Origin of the sequence: Bremerella cremea, from assembly GCF_039541315.1 — a bacterium.
Taxonomy (GTDB): domain Bacteria; phylum Planctomycetota; class Planctomycetia; order Pirellulales; family Pirellulaceae; genus Bremerella; species Bremerella cremea.
In genome coordinates, this window is sequence record NZ_BAABFZ010000003.1 from 712,595 (window position 1) to 734,504 (window position 21,910).

General features: G+C 57.5%; 18 protein-coding genes. 3 read left to right on the forward strand and 15 right to left on the reverse strand.

The genetic code is table 11. From position 1 onward, the window contains the following. Nucleotides 1–150: 150 nt before the first annotated feature. The 3 genes from ABD890_RS05105 to ABD890_RS05115 are packed head-to-tail and all read left to right on the forward strand — an operon-like array spanning nt 151 to nt 3,620. A complete protein-coding gene (locus ABD890_RS05105; protein ID WP_345086525.1) occupies nt 151–684 on the forward strand; it encodes an FHA domain-containing protein in 534 nt (177 codons plus the stop codon). Nucleotides 685–720: 36 nt separating this feature from the next. After that, nucleotides 721–918 carry a hypothetical protein gene (locus ABD890_RS05110; protein WP_345086527.1) on the forward strand — a complete coding sequence of 66 codons (198 nt, stop codon included), beginning with the start codon at nt 721–723 and terminating at the stop codon, nt 916–918. A 50-nt stretch (nt 919–968) separates the two neighbouring features. Then, complete coding sequence (locus ABD890_RS05115; protein WP_345086529.1) at nt 969–3,620, forward strand: hypothetical protein; 2,652 nt, start codon at nt 969–971, stop codon at nt 3,618–3,620. On the opposite strand, the gene ABD890_RS05120 is transcribed toward ABD890_RS05115, so the two are convergent. The 15 genes from ABD890_RS05120 to rpsO all read right to left on the reverse strand — a co-directional run bounded on the left by ABD890_RS05120 (nt 3,617) and on the right by rpsO (nt 21,862). Continuing rightward, entirely contained in the window at nt 3,617–4,591 is a 975-nt protein-coding gene (locus tag ABD890_RS05120; RefSeq protein WP_345086531.1) for a serine O-acetyltransferase, read from the reverse strand. The two genes, ABD890_RS05115 and ABD890_RS05120, sit on opposite strands and share 4 nt — an antisense overlap. A 425-nt stretch (nt 4,592–5,016) precedes the next feature. Further along, a complete protein-coding gene (locus ABD890_RS05125; protein ID WP_345086534.1) occupies nt 5,017–7,116 on the reverse strand; it encodes an elongation factor G in 2,100 nt (699 codons plus the stop codon). Nucleotides 7,117–7,312: 196 nt separating this feature from the next. After that, on the reverse strand, nt 7,313–7,807 hold the full coding sequence (locus ABD890_RS05130; RefSeq protein WP_345086536.1) for a hypothetical protein: 495 nt from the start codon (nt 7,805–7,807) through the stop codon (nt 7,313–7,315). Nucleotides 7,808–8,038: 231 nt separating this feature from the next. After that, nucleotides 8,039–8,761: a 1-(5-phosphoribosyl)-5-[(5-phosphoribosylamino)methylideneamino]imidazole-4-carboxamide isomerase gene (hisA, locus tag ABD890_RS05135; protein ID WP_345086538.1), complete on the reverse strand. Its 723-nt coding sequence runs from the start codon at nt 8,759–8,761 to the stop codon at nt 8,039–8,041. Nucleotides 8,762–8,877: 116 nt separating this feature from the next. After that, nucleotides 8,878–9,486 carry an imidazole glycerol phosphate synthase subunit HisH gene (gene hisH, locus ABD890_RS05140; RefSeq protein ID WP_345086540.1) on the reverse strand — a complete coding sequence of 203 codons (609 nt, stop codon included), beginning with the start codon at nt 9,484–9,486 and terminating at the stop codon, nt 8,878–8,880. Between the two features lie 161 nt (nt 9,487–9,647). Beyond that, nucleotides 9,648–10,448: an OmpA/MotB family protein gene (locus ABD890_RS05145; RefSeq protein WP_345086541.1), complete on the reverse strand. Its 801-nt coding sequence runs from the start codon at nt 10,446–10,448 to the stop codon at nt 9,648–9,650. Between the two features lie 96 nt (nt 10,449–10,544). Continuing rightward, nucleotides 10,545–11,099: a hypothetical protein gene (locus ABD890_RS05150; RefSeq protein ID WP_345086543.1), complete on the reverse strand. Its 555-nt coding sequence runs from the start codon at nt 11,097–11,099 to the stop codon at nt 10,545–10,547. Nucleotides 11,100–11,188: 89 nt separating this feature from the next. Further along, nucleotides 11,189–12,490, reverse strand: a complete 1,302-nt coding sequence (locus tag ABD890_RS05155; RefSeq protein WP_345086544.1) for a prepilin peptidase — start codon at nt 12,488–12,490, stop codon at nt 11,189–11,191. 1 nt (nt 12,491) lies between these two features. Then, complete coding sequence (locus tag ABD890_RS05160; protein WP_345086546.1) at nt 12,492–13,034, reverse strand: shikimate kinase; 543 nt, start codon at nt 13,032–13,034, stop codon at nt 12,492–12,494. 5 nt (nt 13,035–13,039) lie between these two features. Continuing rightward, nucleotides 13,040–14,530: a shikimate dehydrogenase gene (gene aroE / locus ABD890_RS05165; RefSeq protein ID WP_345086548.1), complete on the reverse strand. Its 1,491-nt coding sequence runs from the start codon at nt 14,528–14,530 to the stop codon at nt 13,040–13,042. 93 nt (nt 14,531–14,623) lie between these two features. Next, a complete protein-coding gene (gene mutL, locus ABD890_RS05170) occupies nt 14,624–16,561 on the reverse strand; it encodes a DNA mismatch repair endonuclease MutL (protein WP_345086550.1) in 1,938 nt (645 codons plus the stop codon). 37 nt (nt 16,562–16,598) lie between these two features. Beyond that, nucleotides 16,599–18,047 (reverse strand): sigma-54-dependent transcriptional regulator, encoded by a 1,449-nt coding sequence (locus tag ABD890_RS05175; RefSeq protein ID WP_345086552.1) that lies wholly within the window; start codon nt 18,045–18,047, stop codon nt 16,599–16,601. Between the two features lie 82 nt (nt 18,048–18,129). Continuing rightward, the gene (locus ABD890_RS05180) at nt 18,130–18,921 is read right to left on the reverse strand and encodes a two-component system sensor histidine kinase NtrB (protein WP_345086554.1); all 792 of its coding nucleotides are present in this window, start codon (nt 18,919–18,921) and stop codon (nt 18,130–18,132) included. An 85-nt stretch (nt 18,922–19,006) separates the two neighbouring features. Further along, nucleotides 19,007–21,259: a polyribonucleotide nucleotidyltransferase gene (locus ABD890_RS05185; RefSeq protein ID WP_345086556.1), complete on the reverse strand. Its 2,253-nt coding sequence runs from the start codon at nt 21,257–21,259 to the stop codon at nt 19,007–19,009. 333 nt (nt 21,260–21,592) lie between these two features. After that, entirely contained in the window at nt 21,593–21,862 is a 270-nt protein-coding gene (gene rpsO, locus ABD890_RS05190; RefSeq protein WP_345086558.1) for a 30S ribosomal protein S15, read from the reverse strand. Between the last annotated feature and the right edge of the window lie 48 nt (nt 21,863–21,910).

The following is a 21,910-nucleotide window of genomic DNA, read 5'->3' on the forward strand; positions in this document are numbered from 1 at the left end:
CGGCTGGTAATCTGCGTCCGAATTCCGAACGCTTGCTGGCATTTCCTCGCGAAAACCTTCCCCCTCTCGGTCGATCAATCAAAACAAGTGGGGAAGGAGCACAGGCAGGCAGTTCCCCACCATGGCATCGTAGGTGAAGGTAAAGTCGGAATGGAACGAGATCTCCCAAACGCCCCGGCCAATGTCCAGCAATCCCATGACCGCTCTGGCAAAGAAGCGGCCTTGTTTATTTCGCGCGGACAAGCCAACCAACGTGAACGCCGAATCGATTCGGCCATGTTCACCATTGGATCGGGGTCAGACTGCGACCTGGTTCTGGGAGATGACCAGTTTCCCGAACTGTTCGCCTACGTGCTGCGTACCCACGATGGTTACCGAATCCGTTGCCTGACTCCGGAACCGGTCCTGACGGTCAATGCTGAAGATGCGATCGCCACCCGATTGGAAGAAGGCGATCGAATCCGTTGCGGTCCGTACGAATTTCGATTTCACCAGCTTGCCGCCTCGCCATCGCGTCCGGCGGACGGCAGCTCGACCAAACTTTCATCCGCAGCGATGTCTTGGATCGCGACGGATGGCCAGACCCAGGACGGCATCGCGGCCGCGCACCGGCTGATCCGCGACATTCGTTTGCGGATCGATGGTATCGGCCAATCCACTCAATCGCACCGCCGGTCGGCATGACTCGGCATAACCCCGAATTTCGGAAGAGTAGGTTTGATGCAACCGATTGCCCCAATCCTCGGTAACGAGCCATTGTCGCTGTTGCCGTACGATGACGATGTCCTCGAGTCGCTACGTCAGGCTCGCACGGCCATTCAACTGGACGAGCAGCCATCGGTCGTTATTTCGGCCCGTTGCGATCTGCTGAAGGACGAACTGCGCGAGCTTTACGAGCAACTGCTGGCCACCAACTAAACATGGCCACCAAGTTGCCTGCGCAATAGGGTTCAACTACGATCGAGAGCGTGAACGATAACGCTCTGCCCATTGTCAGTCATCTCCATCCTCTGCGACGTATTCTGACGTGTTGTGCAGTTGCGTTGCCGTTTCTTGTGCTTGCCGTGTTCTTCTTTGGCAAGTGTTTCGTCTACCAGGAACAATTCTTGTTCCGCGATGCAGCCCACTTCTATTACCCCTTGTTCCATGAAGTCGCTCGGCAATGGAAGAGTGGTGAGGTTCCGCTTTGGTCTCCGATGGATGGCATCGGGATGCCCCTGGCCGCTGATGCAACATCCAGCGTGTTCTACCCTGGCAAACTTCTGCTGATCACGCCGCTCGGCTTCGGGTTCGGCATGCGGCTTTATGCCCTCGTCCATTTCGCGTTGGCTTACTTCGGTATGCTCTGGGCCGCGAGAACCTGGCGTTGCTCGCTTCCCGCTGCCGTGATGGCCGCCGTCACTTATGCCTTCAGCGGACCGGTGCTGGGCTACCATGCGAATATCATTTTCCTGGTCGGTGCCGCATGGCTTCCGATCGCATTGGCTTGCGGTTGGATCCTTGCTCGCCGCCCTGCCCTTCCCGCTGCACTAGGCCTTGCCTTCGCTCTGTCCATGATGGTCCTCGGCGGGGACGCCCAACTGGCGTATCACACGATGATGATGCTGACGCTCGCGGCGATCTTTTTCGTGCTGCCGTGGCGAAGACTTCCCAACTGGAAGATCTGGCTAGGTGGACGCACCTTGCGTCTTGCCACACTGGTCGCGGCCGCTGGCCTGGCGATCGGGCTATCCGCGATTCAAATCTTGCCCACGAGCCAATGGGTTAGCCGAAGTTTACGAGCCACCAGCGAAGAGCCTCGCAGCCTTTACGAAGCGGCCCTACTGGTCGCCACCGGAAAAGAGGTCGACTTTGACTCGCTACGCGGGAAGCCTCATCCCGATTCGCATGCCCGGCATAGCTACGACTTCAGCATCCCTCCCTGGCACTGGCCCGAGGCATTCGTCGCCAACTTCAGCGGGCAGATGTATCCTCGCAATCAACGCTGGACGCGAGCCATCCCTGCTGAAGGTCGCATCTGGCTTCAGACCTTGTTCATGGGAACGTTGGCCTGTTTGCTGGCCGGAATCGCAGTGTGGCATTGCCCGAACCGGCGAGTCGATCGCTGGCTGGTCGCTATCGGTTTATTTGGCGTGAGCGCCAGTCTGGGATGGTATGGCCTTGGCTGGCTGTTGAATGAAGTCGGCTACGGGCTAGGTTGGGACGATGAAACGCTGCCGATCGGTTCGCCGTTTGGTGGGCTCTATTGGCTGCTGAATATGACCCTGCCGAAGTACGCCGGCTTCCGCTATCCGGCGAAGTGGTGGATCTTCGTCGTGTTCGCCATTGCCGTTCTCGCCGGCCGAGGCCTTGACCAGGTCAAGCTTTCCCGGCGTTTCATCCTGGTTGCCATCAGCTTGGCAGGCACGTTTGCTTTGGCTGCTGTAATCGTGTGGCTCGCTTCCGCCACGCTCGGAGCGATGATGCCAGTCTCGCCCGACGATACGTTGTTCGGCCCGCTCGACGGCACCACCGGATTAATCCAACTGGCAACCGGCTTACTCTGCGGATCGCTGGCGATTGCCGCGTCAATCGTGGCGCTGCGGTTCGCTCCTCGGTCATTCGCCGTCGCGATGATCGTGAGTATCGCGACGGTGGAAGTGATGTTGGCCAACCACTGGGTCGCCCCTTCCGCGCCGCAGCAGCTTTGGAATCCGATTGCCTCCGATCAAACGACCGTGCAGTTCGAGAACAAGCGGTTCTTCAAAACGGTTTACTTCGATCGCTCGAAGAACCATTACCCAGATTCATTCGCGACAACCGGCTCGGACGAGCGGATGGTGGAAGGATTGAAGATCGACCAGAAGACCAACTTCCCACGCTACCCTCTGTTGAAATTGATGCGGGGCATACCTTCCGTCGTCAGCATTCGCCCTCGCGATATGGAAACAGTCTGGAGCTACCCAGACAAGCCGCTGGTCGTCACGATGCAGGGAGCCTATCACGAACGCGAGAAGCGTTGGCCGGTGGCGTGGTGGCAAGCGAACGTGCAGTGGCACGATCCGATCGATGAGAGTTCGCCATCGGCCGTCACTCAGGGAACGTATGAGATCCTGGACATGGTGAAGAATACGACGTTGCCTGATCCGATCTATCCGCGATCAAACATCCGCCCTTCCCGCTTCCATTGGGCGAATAGCGCGACCATCTGGCAGCCCACCGTGCTTGAAGCAGATGCGGCCAATCGACTGAGCTTTCCGACGCTTCCTGCGAGCGTGTATGTCTTCTCGAAACCGAATCGTATTCGTGGCGGACAGTTCGAGGTCGAACTGGTGAACTGCCAGCCAGGCTGGGTCGTGCTGCAAGACTATTACGACGAAGGGTGGCAGTGCGAGGTCATCGATGCCAACGGCGACCCTCGCGCAGATGTCCCTATTTACCGGGCAAACCGCGTCATGATGGCGGTTCCGGTGCAGAAAGGGGATAAGCTCGTGCGGTTGACCTATTGGCCGACGTCGTTCGTCGTCGGTGCTTGGATCACCGCCGGCAGCGTGCTGTTACTGCTCGTGCTGACCGGCATCGCGACGTGGCAGGCCCTTCCTCCACGGACGCCCCAGGGACGAACGTTTCGCACTTCTTAGATCTGGAAGTTGAGTTCTTCTTCCAGTTGCCCCACCGCTTCCGAGCGAAGTCGGAGGCGTGGCTTTTCCAGCAGTACCGTCGTGTTCGGATCGACGCTTCGGGTCAGCCAGACGCTGGAACCAATCACGCTGTGATTGCCCACGACCGTTCGCCCACCCAGGACCGTGGCATTCGCATAGATCACCACGCTGTCTTCAATCGTGGGATGACGCTTGATTCCGCGAACGAGGTTGCCCTCGTTGTCGGTATCGAACGACAAGGCACCCAGCGTCACGCCCTGATACAGCTTCACGTGCTTGCCGATCTCGCAGGTCTGACCAATCACCACACCGGTGCCGTGGTCGATGAAGAAGTAACTGCCGATCGTTGCCCCAGGATGAATATCGATCCCGGTTTGCTTGTGGGCCCATTCGGTCATCATCCGCGGAATGAACGGCACGCCGAGCCGGTAAAGCGTATTCGCCACGCGGTAAACGGTGATCGCTTCCAGGCCGGGATAGCAGAAGATGACTTCATCGAGGTTCGTGCACGCAGGGTCACCATCGTAAGCGGCCTGAACGTCGGTGGCGAGAATCTCGCGGAGGTTTGGGATGCGATTGAGAAACTCGATCGCCATGGCCTGACCTTTGGCCTCGAAGTCGGTTTCTTGCTGCGGATCGCAGGTGTCTGGCTTGCCGTTGACGCGTTCGTCGTGGCGTAAGGCCCGAGCGATCTGGACGGTCAGCTTGTCGTGCAGACCATCGATGATGTCACCCACGTGATAGGTGATGTTGCCCATGTGCAGGCCCTCACGGCGCTGGTAACCGGGATAGAGGATTTCCTTGACGTCTTCCAGGATCGAAATCACCACTTCGTAATTGGGCAGTGGGCAGTGCCCCAGATGGTTGATCTTACCGATCTGCTGGTAGGTGCTGACGATGCGGTCGGTCAGCGTAGGAAGATCTTCTTTCAAGCGTGCATCGGAAGCCATCGCGTGTGTCCTTTGATTTTGAACCGTTGAGAGAGGTGGGCCGTGGTACCAGGGTCGATCGCAGGCCAGAGCTAGCAGCAGGCCTGAGTTGCTTCTAAGAGCAACAACAGAGGCAGGTTCGACAGTAGCAGGTAGCCAGCCGTTGCATGGTTCGGTTCAAGTTTGCCGGTTGCATGGACTTTTCCACAGGGTTCATTCAGGGGTTGGATGCCCGGCCTGACAAATGGTCACCAATGTTTTCGTCGTCAGAGACGTTAAAAATGAACCCTAACGGGGCAATCAATAAAAAAGCCCTCGCTTTCGTATTTTCGCAAACTTGAAAGCAAGGGCAAGCACACAGAAGGTACGGGAAATATTTCCTGGGTGCGATAAGCCACCGACTCCCTCTCCCTCTGCAGGGAGAGGAAGCAGAATCGGGGATCGCCTTAGGTTGCCATCTCCTCTTCTTCTTGCATGTGGTAGCGATGCTTCTCTTGCAGATGTGTCGGCATCGGGGCGTAGTGCGAGAAGTTCATGCTGTAACTTCCCTGGCCGCCGGTCAGACTCGACAGGCTACGTGCGTACGAGCCGGTCTCTGCTAAAGGAGCGACACAAACGACTGTTTGCATGTTCGGGCCTGCATCTTCGGTTCCCGAAATCTGGCCACGCCGGGTCGCCATGTCGCTGTAAACATCTCCCACACATTCCACTGGAACGGTCACGTGCATCTCGACCATCGGTTCCAGCAATTGCGGGCCAGCCAGCTTGCACACCTCTCGCATCGCTGCCGATGCCGCAATTCGGAACGCCGTTTCCGAGCTGTCGACCGGATGATGCTTTCCGTAATGGACTTCCACGCAGACGTCCTGCATCGGATAGCCAGCCAGAACGCCTTTGTGAACACGATCGAGCAAACCCTTTTCGACTGCCGGCATGAAGTTGCCAGGGATCGAAGCCCCCACGATCGAATCGATCCACAGGAAGTTCATCGAATCGAAGTAGTGGACATGCTTCATGCTGGGGAAGTTTGCCTTCGTCGCGAACGTGGCGATATCAGTTCCCTGAGGTAGTGGCTGCACGCGGATGTGCACTTCGCCAAACTGACCTCGCCCACCCGACTGCTTTTTGTGGCGATACGAACCATGCGCCGGATAGGTGATCGATTCGCGGAACGGAATCCGAGGTTCATACGTTTCGATCTCGAGATGGTCGCGTCGAGCCAGGCGTTCCTGGATCAGCGACAGATGCAGCTCGCTCATGCCTCGCAGCACCAGTTCGTGCGTCTCTTCATCATGCTCGACGCGGATCGTCGGATCCTCTTCGACCAGCTTATGAAGGGCGACGCTGAGCTTCGCTTCATCGTTCCGACTCTTGGGACGGATCGCCACGCCGACCATCGGTTGTGGAAACTCGATTTCAGGAAGTTCCAACTCCCCTTCATTCGTCCCGGTATGCAGTTGATCCATCTTGGCCACCGCCACGATATCGCCAGGGCCGGCATGATCGACCGGAACCAGGTGATTCGCTTGCACGTCCAGCAGTTGACCAATTCGCAAACCCTTGCGGCCGTTGCTACCGGGCAAGGTCATATCTTTTCGCAGCGTTCCATTGAACACGCGGATGTAACTAAGCTTCTGCACGAACGGATCGATCCGGGTCTGGATGACCTGGGCGGCGAGAGGGCCGTCAGGATCGCCCGATAGTTCGATCTCGCTGCCGTCCATCCTCCGCGCGGTGCGATGCACCATCGATGGCGGCAACGAACAGAGGGCCATCGCATCGAGCAGTTCGGCAATGCCCACCCCCTTCTTGATGCTGCAGCAGACGATCGGAATTAACGTTCCTTTTGCGACCGCTTGGGGGATGAGCTGTTTCAAATCTTCGGTGGATGGCACTTCGCCTTCGAAGTAGCGTTCCATCCACGCTTCGTCCGCTTCGATCGAAGCTTCAACGAGCGACTCTTTGTAAATGGCTGGGTCGATCGGGGCGTTCCGGGTGTCGGCACGTTCATCAAAGATGCTCAGCACACCTTCGATACTTCCGTGCACCAGTTCCGGAAAATTGATCGGCACACAGGCCTGGCCAAACGTATCACGGATCGATTGCATCAACGCGGCGAAGTCGAGATGATCGGCATCGATCTTGTTGAGCACGATCATGCGACCAATCCCAGCTTTCTCCGCTTCCGTAAATACACGTCGCGTGTTCACGGCGATACCGGCATGGGCATCAATCACAATCATGGCCGTATCAGCACCCCGCATGGCCGAGATCGTTTGGCCAATGAAGTCGGGATAGCCAGGGGCGTCGATTACATTGAATCGCAGCCCCTCATGTTGAAAATGGGCGAGCGTCGCCTCAATAGAAAGGTGATGAGCCTTTTCCTCGGGCTCGAAATCACAAACACTTGTTCCGTCGTCCACACTGTGGAATCCATCCACCGCGTGCGTGGTCTCGAGGAGGCGGTCAATCAGGCTCGTCTTCCCGGTCGAACCGTGACCGCATAGAACAATATCGCGGACGGTCTCTGAAACACAAGTAGCCATAATAAACTCCTTCCGTGTGTGGAAATAACACGAGAAAAGGATGCGTCCCCATGGGGAATCCACGGGAAACCTCTTCTCCGTGGGGTGGCTGTTTATGGCAGCTGAAAACTGGTTTTCAGTGTCAGTCTGTGGTGTTCAGGTCGGGGTAATTGCTCCGAGATGAATCAAGTTACATGTGTCATATTCTATTATAGTATTATCGACCTAATGCGGGAGAATTACCGGTCTGAGTTATTCCAAATGGTGGAAATTTCTCGACCGCTTGCACCCGAACAATCAATACATGATGTTCCTTTTCATTGAACTGCGACGCGACCAAAAGGTAAGCTTCTGGTGCGTTGCCTTCGTATAAGAATCGCTCCTCAATCTGATCGGAACGCGAGACCTGTTCGGTCGCCCAGGCTTCGCGATCATCCTTCTGATGGCGCAGGTTTAACTGCATCCGAAACTGCAGTTGTCCACCTGATTTTCTCACACCGAAGAAGCCTGCAATTTGTCCGGTGTCTAATAAATAGCGAGGCGAGGTATCGGAGGGAAACAGCTCAGGACCGATGAAGGAACTGGCATGGGCGACCGCCGGCCAATCTCCGACAAGCACCTCGTTCTCGAGCAAAGGTCTGCTAGAACCATTGAGAAGCGAGGCGCGTTGTTGCTCGGTGATCACGGCCCAGCAAGAGGTCGAGTTCGCCATAAGGTTCCACGTCGTGTCGATCGCTTTGACATCGGCAGTCGGCAGATCGTAGATCTCATAAAGAACGACTGCCTCGGCAGGTCGATGGTATCCCCAGATTCCCAAGCCGATCGCCAACAGAGTGACGATCAGCATCATGGTTCCCAGACTGAATCGAAGTGAACTTCGACGTGCCAAGCGTTGGGGTTGGGATTCAGAAGGTTCCGAACGCTCGGGTTTCATGGCCGGCAGTTACCTCACGCCGCCGGCAGCTTCCACTGCCTGACTGACGGTTAAACGTCCTTCGTAAAGTGAACGACCAACGATCGCACCATCGAGGCCTGCTTGAGCCAGGTTCGTGACATCCTCCACGGTGGTCACGCCGCCCGAAGCGACGACCGGCAGACGCACGGCCTGCTTCATGGCTTGCATCGCTTCGACATTCGGACCGGCCAGCATGCCGTCGGTCGCGATGTCTGTGTAAATGAGGGCAGCGATGGGCAGGTGCTCGTAGGTCTTCGCCAGATCGATAGCCGACGTGCTGCTCACTTCCAACCAACCATCGGTAGCGACCATGCCTTCTTTGGCATCGATCCCCAGCACGAGCTTCTCGGGGAACTTCTCGCACATCGCGGCGAACCAGTCTGGTTCTCGCAGGGCCTTGGTACCGATCACCAAACGAGCCAGGCCCAGATCGAGCAGCTGTTTGATAGTCTCTTCGTCGCGGATGCCTCCACCCACTTCGCAAGGAATATCGACCGCCGAGACAATGGCGGAGATCGCGGCACGATTTTTCAGGCTGCCATCTTTGGCACCATCCAGATCGACCAGATGCAGACAGTCGGCACCTTCGCCAACCCAACGCTTGGCCATCTCGGCTGGGTCGTCGCCATAGACCGTTTCGCGGTTGTAATCCCCTTGCTGGAGTCGGACACACTTGCCGCCGAGGAGATCGATCGCGGGCCAAATCTGCATGGTGGGTTCCTTTCTGCACCACACGATCGAAACCGGTGGCGTTCTGGCAATATCTCAAATAGGGAGAAACACGGCAAGAAAATTCCTGCCGCCGGGAAGTTAGACCGCCGTCGGCGTTACGCCAATTCGGCGAAGTTCTGCAGCACCTTCAAACCAGCATGCTGGCTCTTTTCAGGGTGGAACTGCGTCGCGTAGAGATTGTCTTTCCAGACAGCCGCACAAAAACGACCGCCGTAATCCGCCTCGATCGCAACGACGTCCGAGTCTTTAGGAACGACATAATAAGAGTGGACGAAATAGAAATTCGTCCCTTCGTCGATCCCCTCGAAAATCGGCGGCTTGTGGAGGAAGCAGGCCTGATTCCAGCCCATGTGGGGGACTTTGTAGCCGTGTGGCAGGTCGAACTTGACCACTTCGCCCGGCAAGATCCCCAGGCCTTCGTGCTCGCCACCTTCGTAGCTGACGTCGAACAGCATCTGCAGACCGAGGCAAATCCCCAGAAACGGCGTGCCTGCTTCGATCTGATCTTTGATGGGTCCTACCAGGTCACGGCGACGTAGCTCGTCGACGGCGTCGCCACACGCCCCGACGCCTGGCAAGACAAGCTTGCTGGCCGAGGCGATTTCCTTCGGATCGCTGGTGATATGGGCCTCGTGCCCGGTTCGCTCGAAAGCTTTTTGGACACTGCGGAGGTTTCCCATCTGGTAGTCGACGATCGTAATCATCAGCGAACGAATTCTCTTCACGGGACAGTACGAACAGGCCAGCAGCCGGAGATGCAAGGATCCCCCTGGCGGACACAAACCACGAACATAAGTTCGCCTAGGCCACCCATTGTAATTCGTCCGCCCCCATTCTGGCAGACGTGCCCGGGCAGAGATCGCCGCTAGTTCGACGATTCGGCGTAGATAACCAGGTCGACACGGCGATTTCGCTGCTGCCCGGCGGGGGTCGCGTTGGAGACAACCGGGTGATTCGAGCCATGCCCGACGACCACAATCCGTGACGGATCAAGCCGATAACGGCCGGTCAACTGGTCGAAGATCGACTGGGCCATGCTGGCGGAAAGCTGATGATTCGACGTATAGGGCGGGTTTACCGGCTGATTGTCGGTGTGCCCTTCGACCCCAATCTTATTGGTGGGGAAGTCACGCTGCAGAATACTGCTGACCTGAGACAACACGTTGTCGGCGTTGGGGCTCAGCGAGTTTGTTCCAGGATGGAAGAGCATGTCGGCTGGAATCTCGATGCGAATGACATCGCCATCTTGCCGGGCCGTTACCCCAGGGATTTGAATTTTGCTGAGATCCGCGGTCAGGCTGTTGTTCGGGCGAATGACGGCTCCCCCTCGATACTGCGTCGAAGCGAGGAGCGTTTGCACCTTTTCATCTTTCTCTTTCGCCATCTGCTGCGACTGGGCGAGCTGATTAGCGGTGTCTCCGAGCTGCCGACGAACCAACGTGAGTTCGTCTTGCAGGATCTTCGATTGCTGCTGGGCTTGGGCCAACTGCGAATGGAGATCCTGGTTCGAGGCATCCAGTCCCGACGCCCGGCGTTCAAATTCAGCGATTTGAGCCTGGGTTTGCTGCTGCGCAAGCACCTGCTGCTGACGCCAGGCTGCATTCTGATTGCAACCGAGGCCAGCAACTGCTAGCGAAACGAGTGTCAGACAGCAAAGGCGAAACATGGCAGGCCGTGTCGACAAAGGGCCGAGGAAACTTGAGGGAAAAATCTGATTTGCGGCGGGATATTAACAACCCACCCAATCGTCGACAAGGCCGATTTAAGAAAGCGAAGTGTCGAAAGTCTCGTCGCAGCCAAGAGATTCGTGGCGAAAGTGCCCCGGTAGGCTTCCGACTGCTGGCAGCCATGCATGCTGAGGGTATTCGCCGTAATAGCGTTTGATGAAGTGCCGGCCGGCCAGATGCTCGCAGTGGGTTTCCCATCCAATCCGCTGCATCAATCGTGTGCTGATTCGTTCGTTCGATAGCTCGCAGACCGTCGCATGAACGCGGCGATGGGCGGCGACCCAATCCAAGACTTCCGCACTACGACGGAGCGTCTTCCAACTGGTCTGCCGCGTCGATTCGATGTAGGCCAAGGTCAGAAAGCCGGGCGAACTGAGCGGCAAGTTGTAATAGAGTCGGCAGTGATCGCCCCCTTGAGCATGCTTGCGGCGTCCCAGCGTGACGATCTCGAGCCGCGAGATCAGCTTCGGCCAGGGTCGAAACGACAGCCCGCGGAAATCTCCACCCTCAACGCAGATCACGCCATAGCGTCGCTGGCGAACCAGCGCGCCGGCGTCGTTCAGATTGTCGATCGTTTCAAACCAAAGCATCGGTGAGTTCCTTGGAAAAAGGATAGCTCACCAATTGGGGTCAGGTCGCAACGATTTTTCGGCTGAATGCCTTCGATCCAAGCTGCCCGTTACTTCGCTTCTTTCGGGTAGATGAACGTGAATTTGATCCAGACCCATACCGTGAGCATGACGCCAAGCACGATGGGCAAAGCCAGGAACAACGCCGGTAGCCAGATTCCCAGTCCCAGGAGCGGACCATACTGCTGCCAGATCTTCGCCCAGAAAACCATCGTGACCAGCGTCCCGATGCACAGGTACGGACCATACGCCAAGTAAGCGTCACCCGTCAGCAGATAGTTGATGATGGCAAACACGCACGCAATGAACGGCGCCAGGAAGAAGATCACCATCACCGGTTGCCAGCCGATGTAGGCACCGATCATGCACATCAGCGTAACGTCGCCGAAGCCCATCGCTTCTTGGCCCATAGCAAAGCTGGCGAAGAAACGAACCATCCAGATCAGCATCCCTGCGAATGCCATCCCCAGCAGCGAGGTGAACACCATCTGCCACGTCGCCGGACCGCCCCAAAGCCAGGCCGCCGCCACGAACAACACCAGAAACGCGAGCAGCGTCAGGTAGAACCAACGGAAGGCGTAGCGAACAAAGCTCGCGATCAAGTAACGAAAGAACTTGGCCATGCCCCATTTGGTCCAAACGATCTTCGGAGAAAGGGCAATCCACCATCCGACAACCAGGAACAAACCGATCGCCAGTCCCCACGGTCCGTTGAACCATGCGGGCCAGGCATCCAGCGTGGCGGCATTCAGCGGCACCGCTTCGATCGAACGCCCTGCCGGTGCGAGACCAAAGTATGGAGGCCCGCCGGGGATCGGCAATCCCACGAAGGGAAGCAGCCAGCAAAGCACCAGGCCGATCACAAATCCAGGGATGGTTACCAAATCAGGGATCGTACGCGAGTCGAAGTCGACAAACGTGGCAATCACCATCAACGAGATCAGCACGATGTGCTGCACGAAGAGCGAGTGGATCGCTCCTTGGCTCATGGCGGTGTTGATTGTGATCGAGGCGAGCTCGCCATCAACAAGCCAGTGGTAATACCAGGCGAAGAAGAAGCCGCAGCCCAGTTCGACGAAAAACGGCTGCACCCAGTGGGCGGTGCCATGCAACTTGCTTTCGCGAGCCAAACCAAGCCAGCCAAAGACCGGGACCTTATCGAAGATACTGCGAGATGGTGCCCCAGGAAGTGGCTTCGACCATGGATCGTAATTCTTGGGGACCCAGGTCCAGCGATAGACGGCCCGGTTCAACTGTCCCCCGACCACCGTTCCGAGCAGAAACAGCAGGATCAAGCGAACCGACATCGAGAGGCTCACCCACAAATCAACGAGGTTCTCCCACCAATTCACGTTACGGCTCTTTCTGCGTTAAAGACGACGGGAGTTGGTCGAGAATCGACTGAGCCACGTCTTCGGGCGTCTTGCCCTCGGTTTCGATCACCAGATCAGCACATTGTTGATAAAGGGGAAGTCGCGCCGCGAGGACTTCTGCAATCTCTTCCAGCGGTGACTTGCCGGTCAGACTGGGGCGCTGCGTTTGGGTCACTTGATCGAGTGAGAGCCTTCGGGCAATCTCTTCCGGCGAAGCGGTCAGCCAGACGGTGAAACAACGATCGGCGATGCGTGCCCGATTCGATTCGCGAAGGATGACGCCGCCACCCAGCGAAAGGACATGCTCGCTATGTTCGGTCAATGTTTGCAGCGAACTCGATTCCAGGTCACGAAAAGCAACTTCGCCCTGATCGGCAAAGATCTGAGCGATCGTTCGGCCGGCGGCTTGCTCGACATGGATATCGGCATCGACCATTGGCCAGCCCAACGACGTTGCCAACAGGCGAGCCACATGCGACTTGCCCGTTCCACGATAACCAATCAGTGCCAGGTTCATTGCCATGCTGTTTAGTTGGTTCGCACGGCCCCGGTCATTCGCTTGAGCGTGCTACGCATCAGCTCGCGCGAGGTGTCGACCCCGGTGAAGTGCTTAAACTGCAAGGCAGCCTGACGTACGAACATTTCGACGCCAGTCACCACGCGGGCCCCGGCTCCCTTGGCCTCTTTGATCAGCAAGGTTTGCTCTGGGTTGTAGACCGTATCGAAGACCACCATGCTCGGCTTGATCCACTTCTTGTCGAACGGCGATTCGTTGACATTCGGATGCATGCCGACCGGGGTGCCATTGATCAGGATGTCTGGCTGAACCGAACCGCGGTCGTCCCAGTGGATGGAACGGCAACCGAAGTGCTTGGCTAGTTCTTCGGCGTTCTCGAGGGTGCGACCTGTGATCGTGACGGCGGCCTTGCGTTGCAAAAGCGACCAGACAATGCCACGTGCCACGCCGCCGGTCCCCAGCACCAGCACTTTCATGCCTTCCAGCGAGCCATCACGATTCTCAGCTGGAAGCATCGTGTCGATGCTTTCCATGGCGGCGGCACAGTCGGTGTTGTAACCGAACGGACCACCTTCGCCGAAGATCACGGTGTTGGTTGCTCCGACGCCTTGGACGGCGTGGTCGGCGACTTTAACGAACTTTGCGGCGACTTCCTTGTGCGGAATCGTCACGCTAAGTCCCTTCACGCCAAGCTGCGGGCAGACTTCGTTCAAGAAGACCGAAAGGTGTTCGCGAGGCACACGGAACGGCAGGTAACGCCGGTCCATCCCTTGTTCGCTGAACGCGGCATTGTGCAGATGCGGACTGAGGCTATGTCCGACCGGATCGGCCACCACGCCGAACAACTCGGTGTTGTCGGTGATCTCTTCGTAGCGATAGAGATCGACCATCTGCCGGAAACCGATTTGGCCCGGGGCGAGGGTTCGCTCGTTGGAGCTGGTCGCGTAGGTGAACGGGCAACCGAATCGCCCACCCAGAATTCGCGACGGCATTCCCATGTCCCCCATGCAAAGACCGATCGTGGGGATCTCGCTGTTGCGGGCCAGTTCCAAGATACGAACGTTGTCTTGCGGCGAGTTGGCCATCGTGGCGATCTTGATGATATCGGGATCGCACTGCTGCATCTTCTTGTGCAGCCCTTCCAGGTCGGCCGGAGTCTCGCGGAAGTTGTGGTAGCTGATGATTCGCTTCGTCTTGCCATAGCGTGGCACGGCCGCTGCAATATCTTCTTCGAGATCGATGTAGTCGGCCCCTTCGGCGATCGCCGTTCGCAAGACCATCTGCCGTTCAGCTTCGTCCCCGTTGTAACGTCCCCCGTCACGTTCGCGACGGTAGGTCACCACGACCGGGCTGGGGCGATTCTCAAGCAGACGGCGAAGCTTGATCGTGCCGTTGATGTAGTCGAGGCGCAATTCGCACAGTTCGGCACCTTGTTCGACTAGGTGCTTGTGCTCGGCGATAACGTGTTTGTGTCGGCCGCGGCCAATACTGACGCAGATCATAGGTCTATCTCAAGTCGCCTGGCTGGGAGTAGGGCCAATGGGGTGGATAACAGAATAGAACGACACTCCCCTGGCCAGGGGAAACTCTCTATTTTAAGTCCGTTGGAATCTCCGGTCGAGTTCCTCTTTGGTAAAGACCAAAGCGGTGGGTCGCCCGTGCGGACAGTGGTGGGCGTCCTGACAAAGGTGCCGAAGTTCCAATAAAGCGTCGATTTCCTCGGTCGAAAGGCGATCTCCCGCCTTGATTGCCGCCTTGCACGACATCATATGGAGCAGTTCGTCAAGCAAATCTCGCTTTTCGAGGTTTTTGCCGTCGGTCATCAGGTGATCGATCATATCGCGGACGATTTCGGCCGGTTTCCGGCGTCCGAGGATCGCAGGATAGCTGCGAATGAGGATCGTATCGCCGCCAAACGCTTCCACTTCCAGGCCGATCTGGGCCAAGGTATCGGTGGCGGCTTCAACCGCGGCGAACTCTTGGGCGGCCAGGTTCAACGTTTCTGGAACCAACAACCGCTGCACTTCCAAGCGGCGAGCCAATGCCTTTTCGCGTAGCTCTTCATACAGAATACGCTCGTGCAAGGCATGCTGGTCAATGACCGCCATTCCTTCGTCCGTTTCCGCAATCAGATAACGGTTGTGCAGTTGGATGGCTCGTTGCTGAGAGCCAATCCCCGTGCCGCGAACTTCCATCTCGCCGAACGAGTCAGGCTCGACTTCGGCGGTCGCGTCGGCTTCGGCTTCTTCTTGGTCTCGAAGATGAGCAGGCGTGATCCCGCTGGGGATTGGTGGCAAAGGCAAGCTGCCAGCGCCAACCGCCGAACGCTGAATCGGATTGAGCTGCAGTGGCGTTCGTCGATCCGATCGGAAGTCGAGATCGAAGTCGGTCTGCCGGCGAGCGTTCGGATCGCTCTCGCCGCTGTTGCTTTCGACCGCCCCCTTGGCCCAGGCCACCAACTCTTCTCGCAAGTTCTCGGCCGATTGGCCATTGCCTGCCGAACTATCGCTGTCGACATCGGCCGGGCGATAAGTCGCGTCGAGGTTCGAGGCGAGGAACTTCGTCCGCAGCGTGCCCAGCAGTTGGCTGTAGATCCGTCCGCTATCTTGAAAACGAACTTCCAGCTTCGTTGGATGGACGTTCACGTCGACCATCTCGGGCGGCATGTTCATCCGCAGGAAGGACATCGGATAACGACCATGCAGCAGCAAGCCGCGATACGCTTCCCCCAGGGCATGTTGCAGGGCCCGGTCTTTGATGAAACGCCCATTCAAAAACAGATACTGCATCCGGTTATTGCTACGGCTGAAACGTGGATTGCCCACGTAACCTCGCAGCGTGACCTGATCGTTTTCGCTATCGACTTCGATCAACTGGTCGGCAACTTCCGCCCCGAAGAACACCCGCACGCGATCACGAAGATCGCTGCAGGGAGGCAAGTCGTGCACCATCCGCTGACCATGCTTCAGCGTGAAGTGAACCTGCGGATGCGCAAGCGCGATGCGGGTGAACGCTTCGCTGATGTGACCGAACTCGGTCTGGGTTGTCTTTAAGAACTTCTTCCGGACCGGCGTGTTGTAGAACAGGTTGCGGATCTCGAGGATCGTCCCCGGTGGGCAACCGCACGGCTGAGCTTCCTGCACGTTCCCGCCGTGCACCAGCATCTCGCTGCCGCAGTCTTGATCGTGAGGACGACTTCGCAACAGGAAGTGGCTTACTTCCGAAATCGACGCGAGTGCTTCGCCGCGGAAACCGAGCGTTCGCACATGGAACAATTCTTCGGCACTGCCAATCTTGCTGGTCGCGTGTGAAGCGATCGCCAGCGGCATATCTTCCGGCGAGATCCCGCAACCATCGTCGGCAATGCGAATCAGTTCAGTGCCGCCATGCTCGATGGTAACGTCGACGCGGCGGGCTCCGGCGTCGAGCGAGTTTTCCATCAACTCTTTTACGGCGCTGGCTGGGCGTTCGATCACCTCGCCGGCCGCGATCTTGTTGACGACACTTGCAGATAGCTGTTGAATCTTCGGCATCCGCTGCCTACTCCCCTTCGGTTCGGCCCTGGCGACACTAGTCGCCGCGTAGTCCGTATTCTTTGATTTTCCGGTATAAGGTCCGCTCGCCGATGCCCAGCATCTTGGCGGCCTCTTCGCGATTTCCACCGGTCGACTTCAAGGTCTCGCCGATGAGCCACTTTTCGACTTCACTGATCGGCTGACCTACCATGCTTGGCATTTCGCCATTGCCAGCCACCGCTGGTTTGGGATCGACCGGCGGGACCAGGTCGTCCCCTTCCTGGATCAGTTCCGGAGGCAGATCGTCCAGACCGATCGTGCCATCCAAGTCGAGTACGACCATGCTCTCGGCGAAATTTCGCAGTTGGCGAACGTTACCAGGCCAATCATATTCCAGGCATCGCTGAAACACGGTGCGATCGATCCCGCGAACCTTCTTATCGTGCTTCTTCGAGAACACTTTCAGGAAGTGATCGAACAGCGGCAAGATGTCGTCAGGGCGTTCTCGCAGGGCTGGTAGCTGAACGGTGACAATTCGCAGACGATGGTACAAGTCGGCCCGGAAGGTACCAGCGGCGATGGCCGCTTCCAGGTCGCAGTTGGTTGCCGAAAGCAAACGAACATTAATCCGGATCGGCTTGTTTTCACCAACGCGGGTGATCTCGCTCGATTCAAGGACGCGAAGTAGCTTGACCTGGGTGGGCATCGGCATGTCGCCGATTTCGTCGAGGAACAACGTCCCGCCATTGGCATACTCGAGACGGCCAATGCGTTCGCTGGCTGCGTCGGTGTAAGCCCCCTTCGCGTGACCGAACAGTTCGCTCTCGAGCAAGTGTTCGCTCAGCTCGGCACAGTTCAGCGGCACGAACGGCTTCTTCTTGCGGGGACTGTTTTGATGGATGGCCTGGGCGACGACTTCTTTACCGGTTCCCGTTTCGCCTAGGATCAGCACACTGGCGTCGGTCGGAGCGATACGTTGCAATCGCTGCACCACCTGCCGCATCTTGTTGCTGGAATAGATGAGCCCCTCGAAGCCAAACTTCTCGTCCAGCCGCCGCATCAGTTCCGAGTTCTGACGTTTTAGCTGAATGGTTTCGGCCGCCTTCAGGGCCGCGGCTCGGAGCTTGTCAGGCGTGAGTGGCTTTTCGAGGAAGTTGAGCGCCTCGTTCTGCATGGCAGCCACCGCGGTCGAGACGGTCGCGTGCCCGGTCACCACAATCACTTCGCAGTTGGGGCGGCTCTCTTTGGCAAGCTGCAGAATGCCCATACCATCGATGTCGTTCATCACCAGGTCGGTGACGACGATCTCGAACGGTTCCGCGACGATCTTCTCGGCCCCTTCGGGACCGCTGGTGGCGACGGTGCAGACAAACCCAATCCGCTCAAGGCTTTCAGCCATGGTCATGGCGTGGGCCTTGTCGTTGTCGACTACCAGCACGCGGAACTGGTCCGGCTGAACTGGAGCGGCATCGGTTTGAACTTCATCCTGTGGCGTCGTTGTCATGCAGACCATCCTACCGAAGATGGGGCGAATCCTCTAGAACCGAATGCCGCTCCCCTCCCCTTCTCCATTGGGGGGAATCGCATTATCCGGCGGCCTCTTCCGAAGCATCGGCCGGCTTTTGTCCGATTCGGGGGGGAAGCGGAAATTCGAGCGTGAACTGCGTCCCTCGGCCTAGTTCGCTTTGGACATCGATGATCGCGTGATGCGCTTCGATGATCTTCTTCGCCAACGGCAAGCCCAACCCTGATCCCGCTTCTTTCGTCGAATAAAAGGGATCGAACATCCGAATGGCGGTCGTGTCGCTCATGCCGCAGCCGGTGTCGACCAATCGCAGCAGCACACCACTGCGAAACTCGCGGGTCTGCACCATCAGCGAGCCACCATCCGGCATGGCTTGAATGGCGTTAACTACCAGGTTCAACAAGGCCGAATAGAGCAGTTCGGCATCGAGGTCGATGCTGGGCAGTTCGGAATCGAGATAACGTATGATCTCGACACCTTGCTGATTCGCTTGCGGCTCGACAAAGTTGAGGACACGTTCGATCTGCTCGTTCAAGTTGCCAGGCAACAGGTTCAGATCGCGAATCCGAGCAAAACGCAGGAAGTCGTCCAACAAGCCTTGCAGCCGCTGACATTGTTCTTGAACCGTCGCGATCTTTTGCTTCGCGCGGCGCTGCTGTGGGGTTTGAGGATCTTCCATATCCTCGGCCAGCAGTTCCATGTTCATCCGAATGACCGAGAGTGGCGTCTTGATTTCGTGTGCCAACGAACCTGCCAGCCGGGCGATCTCGTTGTATTGATCGACCAGGTACTGATCACGCGACTTCTCACGAACCGGTTCGGAGTGTTCACGCGAGGAAGAATGCGGATCCATGGATAGGCCTCACGAAAAAAGCCCGGAGTGATGAACACTCCGGGCAGATCTATTCTCGATGGAAATCAGAATCGCTGCTGATTTCTTAGTCTTCGCGACGAGGACGACGAGGACGACCGCCACGGTCACCACCACGTCCACCGCGATCGCCACCACCACGGCGGTCACCGCCGCGATCACCACGGTCGCCACCGCGACCGCCACGCGAACCGGCAGCTTCGAGCTCATCGCCTTCTTCGCCGGCTGGAGCTTCACCACCTGGCAACGTGGCCTTGTGGCTCAGCTTGACGCGATCGTGTTCGTCGACCAACAGGACCTTCACGGCCAGGATATCGCCGACCTTGACGACCGAGTTGACGTCCGAGACGTATTCGGTCGACAGTTCCGAGATGTGGCACAAGCCGTCACGACCTGGCAGGATTTCGACGAATGCACCGAAGTCCTTGACGCTGGTGACACGACCTTCGTAGATCTTGCCGACTTCGACTTCGCCGGTGATCGCCTGGACGCGAGCCATGGCAGCTTCGGCCCATTCCTGGTTGCCACTGGCAACGATGACGGTACCGTCGTCTTCGACGTCGATGGTCGCACCGGTTTCTTCCTGGATGGCACGAATCGTCTTGCCGCCAGGACCGATCAGCAGACCGATCTTGTCTGGGTTGATCTTGGTTCGCAGCATGCGTGGAGCCCATGGCGATGGTTCGTCCTTCGGCTGGCTGATTGTGGTCAGCATCTTGCGAAGGATTTCGATACGGGCTTCGCGAGCCTGAACAAGGGTCTTACGAATGATGTCTTCGTTGATACCCTTGATCTTCAGGTCGAGCTGGATACCGGTGATACCGTTCTGGGTACCGGCAACCTTGAAGTCCATGTCGCCATGGTGATCTTCTTCACCCAGGATGTCGGTCAGCAGGACGTAGTCGTCCCCTTCCTTCACCAGGCCGATCGAGATACCAGCCACGGGGTTGCTGATTGGCACACCAGCAGCCATCAGGCCGAGGGTCGCACCACAGACCGAAGCCATCGAGCTGGAACCGTTCGATTCCAGAATGTCCGAGATGACACGGATCGTGTAAGGGAAGTCTTCTGGACCTGGCAGCACTGGGTTCACGCTACGTTCGGCCAGAGCACCGTGACCGATTTCACGTCGGCCTGGGCCACGAATTGGACGACACTCACCGACCGAGAAGCTCGGGAAGTTGTAGTCCAGCATGAACTTCTTCGAGTACTCGTCGATCAGACCGTCGACACGCTGTTCGTCGCGAGGCGTACCCAGGGTCACCGTGATCAGCGACTGGGTTTCACCACGTTGGAATACGGCCGAACCGTGAACACGTGGCAACACGTCGACGCGGCAAACGATCGGACGCAGGGTCTTGGTGTCACGACCATCGGTACGCGTACCGCTGAGGATCAGATCGCGAATAACGCGTTCTTCCATGTCGTGCCAGGCGGTGCCGAAAGCACCTTCGTCGATCGCACCTTCGGCGGATGGATCTGGGATCAGCTCTTCTTTGACCTTGGTCTTCAGTTCGCGAACCTTTTCGGCGCGGTCCTGCTTGCCAGCGGTCTGCTTGGCCGATTTCAGGTCGGCGTAGTAGCTGTCCATCAGACGCTGGTACAAACCACCGTCGTCTGGTTCGGCGTATTCCATCTTGGTTGGAGCGACCTTTTCGGCCAATTCGATCTGCAGATCGCAGATGTCCTTGACGATGCTATGAGCCTTCATGATCGCTTCGGCCATCTCGTCTTCGGGCATTTCCCGCGAGAAGCCTTCGATCATCAGGACCGATTCCTTGTTACCCGAAATAATCAGGTCGAGATCGCTGTTTTCCAGCTGCTCGAAGGATGGGAAGGCAACCAGCTCGCCGTCGACGCGTCCCATGCGAACCGCACCCAGTGGGCCCTGGAACGGCAGGTGCGAAATGCACAAAGCAGCCGAGGCACCGATCATGGCCAGAACGTCACCGTCGTGTTGACGATCGCTCGCAACGACGTTGGCTTGGATCTGAACTTCGTCGTGGTACCCCTTTGGGAACATGGGACGAATTGGGCGGTCCATCAAACGGGACGACAAAATTTCTTTGGTGGTCGGGCGACCTTCTCGCTTGATGAAACCACCTGGGAACTTACCAGCCGCAGCGGTACGTTCGCGATAGTCACAGGTCAGCGGGAAGAAGTCGGTACCAGGTCGAGAAGGACCAGAGACGGTGGCGACAAAAACAACCGTTTCGCCATATTTAACGAGCACTGCCCCGTGGGCTTGCTTGGCTAGAAAGCCAGTTTCGAGGGATAAGGTTTCACTTCCAACTTGCTTCTCTACACGAAATTCTTCCACTTTTTCCGTCCTACACAGCGCACCGGAAGCTTTCCGAGAGGGCTTGCGCCAAGAGGGTCAGGGCCTGAAGGAGAGAGGGGCCCGCCAGTTGGAACATCCGATGCTTGGTTCAATATAAGGGTGGGGGCAGCTGTATTGATCTCTGAAATTTAGAGCAGCACCCCGTAAGGTTGCCCCGCCAGCCTAGTCAATCCACTACCGGCGAGGCGTGGTAAAGACGCGTCCAGCCCAGAGGCGCGCGTCTTCAGGCTAAATCCATTGCCACAGTAACTTAAGAGGCTCGTTCTGAAGAAGAAACGAGCCTCGTGCGACCAGACCGAAGCAGCTACAGAGCTACTTACGAATACCAAGCCGTGCCAGCATGTCCAAGTACTTCTGCGGATCGTGCCGCTTCAAGTAGTCCAGCAAGCGACGACGACGGCTAACCATGGCCAGCAGACCACGACGCGTCGCATAGTCCTTAGTGTGCTTCTTCATGTGCTCCGTCAAGTTGTTGATGCGATTGGTCAAAATCGCGATCTGAACTTCCGGGGAACCCGTGTCCTCGCCACCACGCTGGAAATCTTGGATGGCATCGTTCTTCTTATCTTTGGTAATCGACATGGGTAACTTTACTTACGTCCGCAAGTAGGGTGACTTCTTCTTAACCAC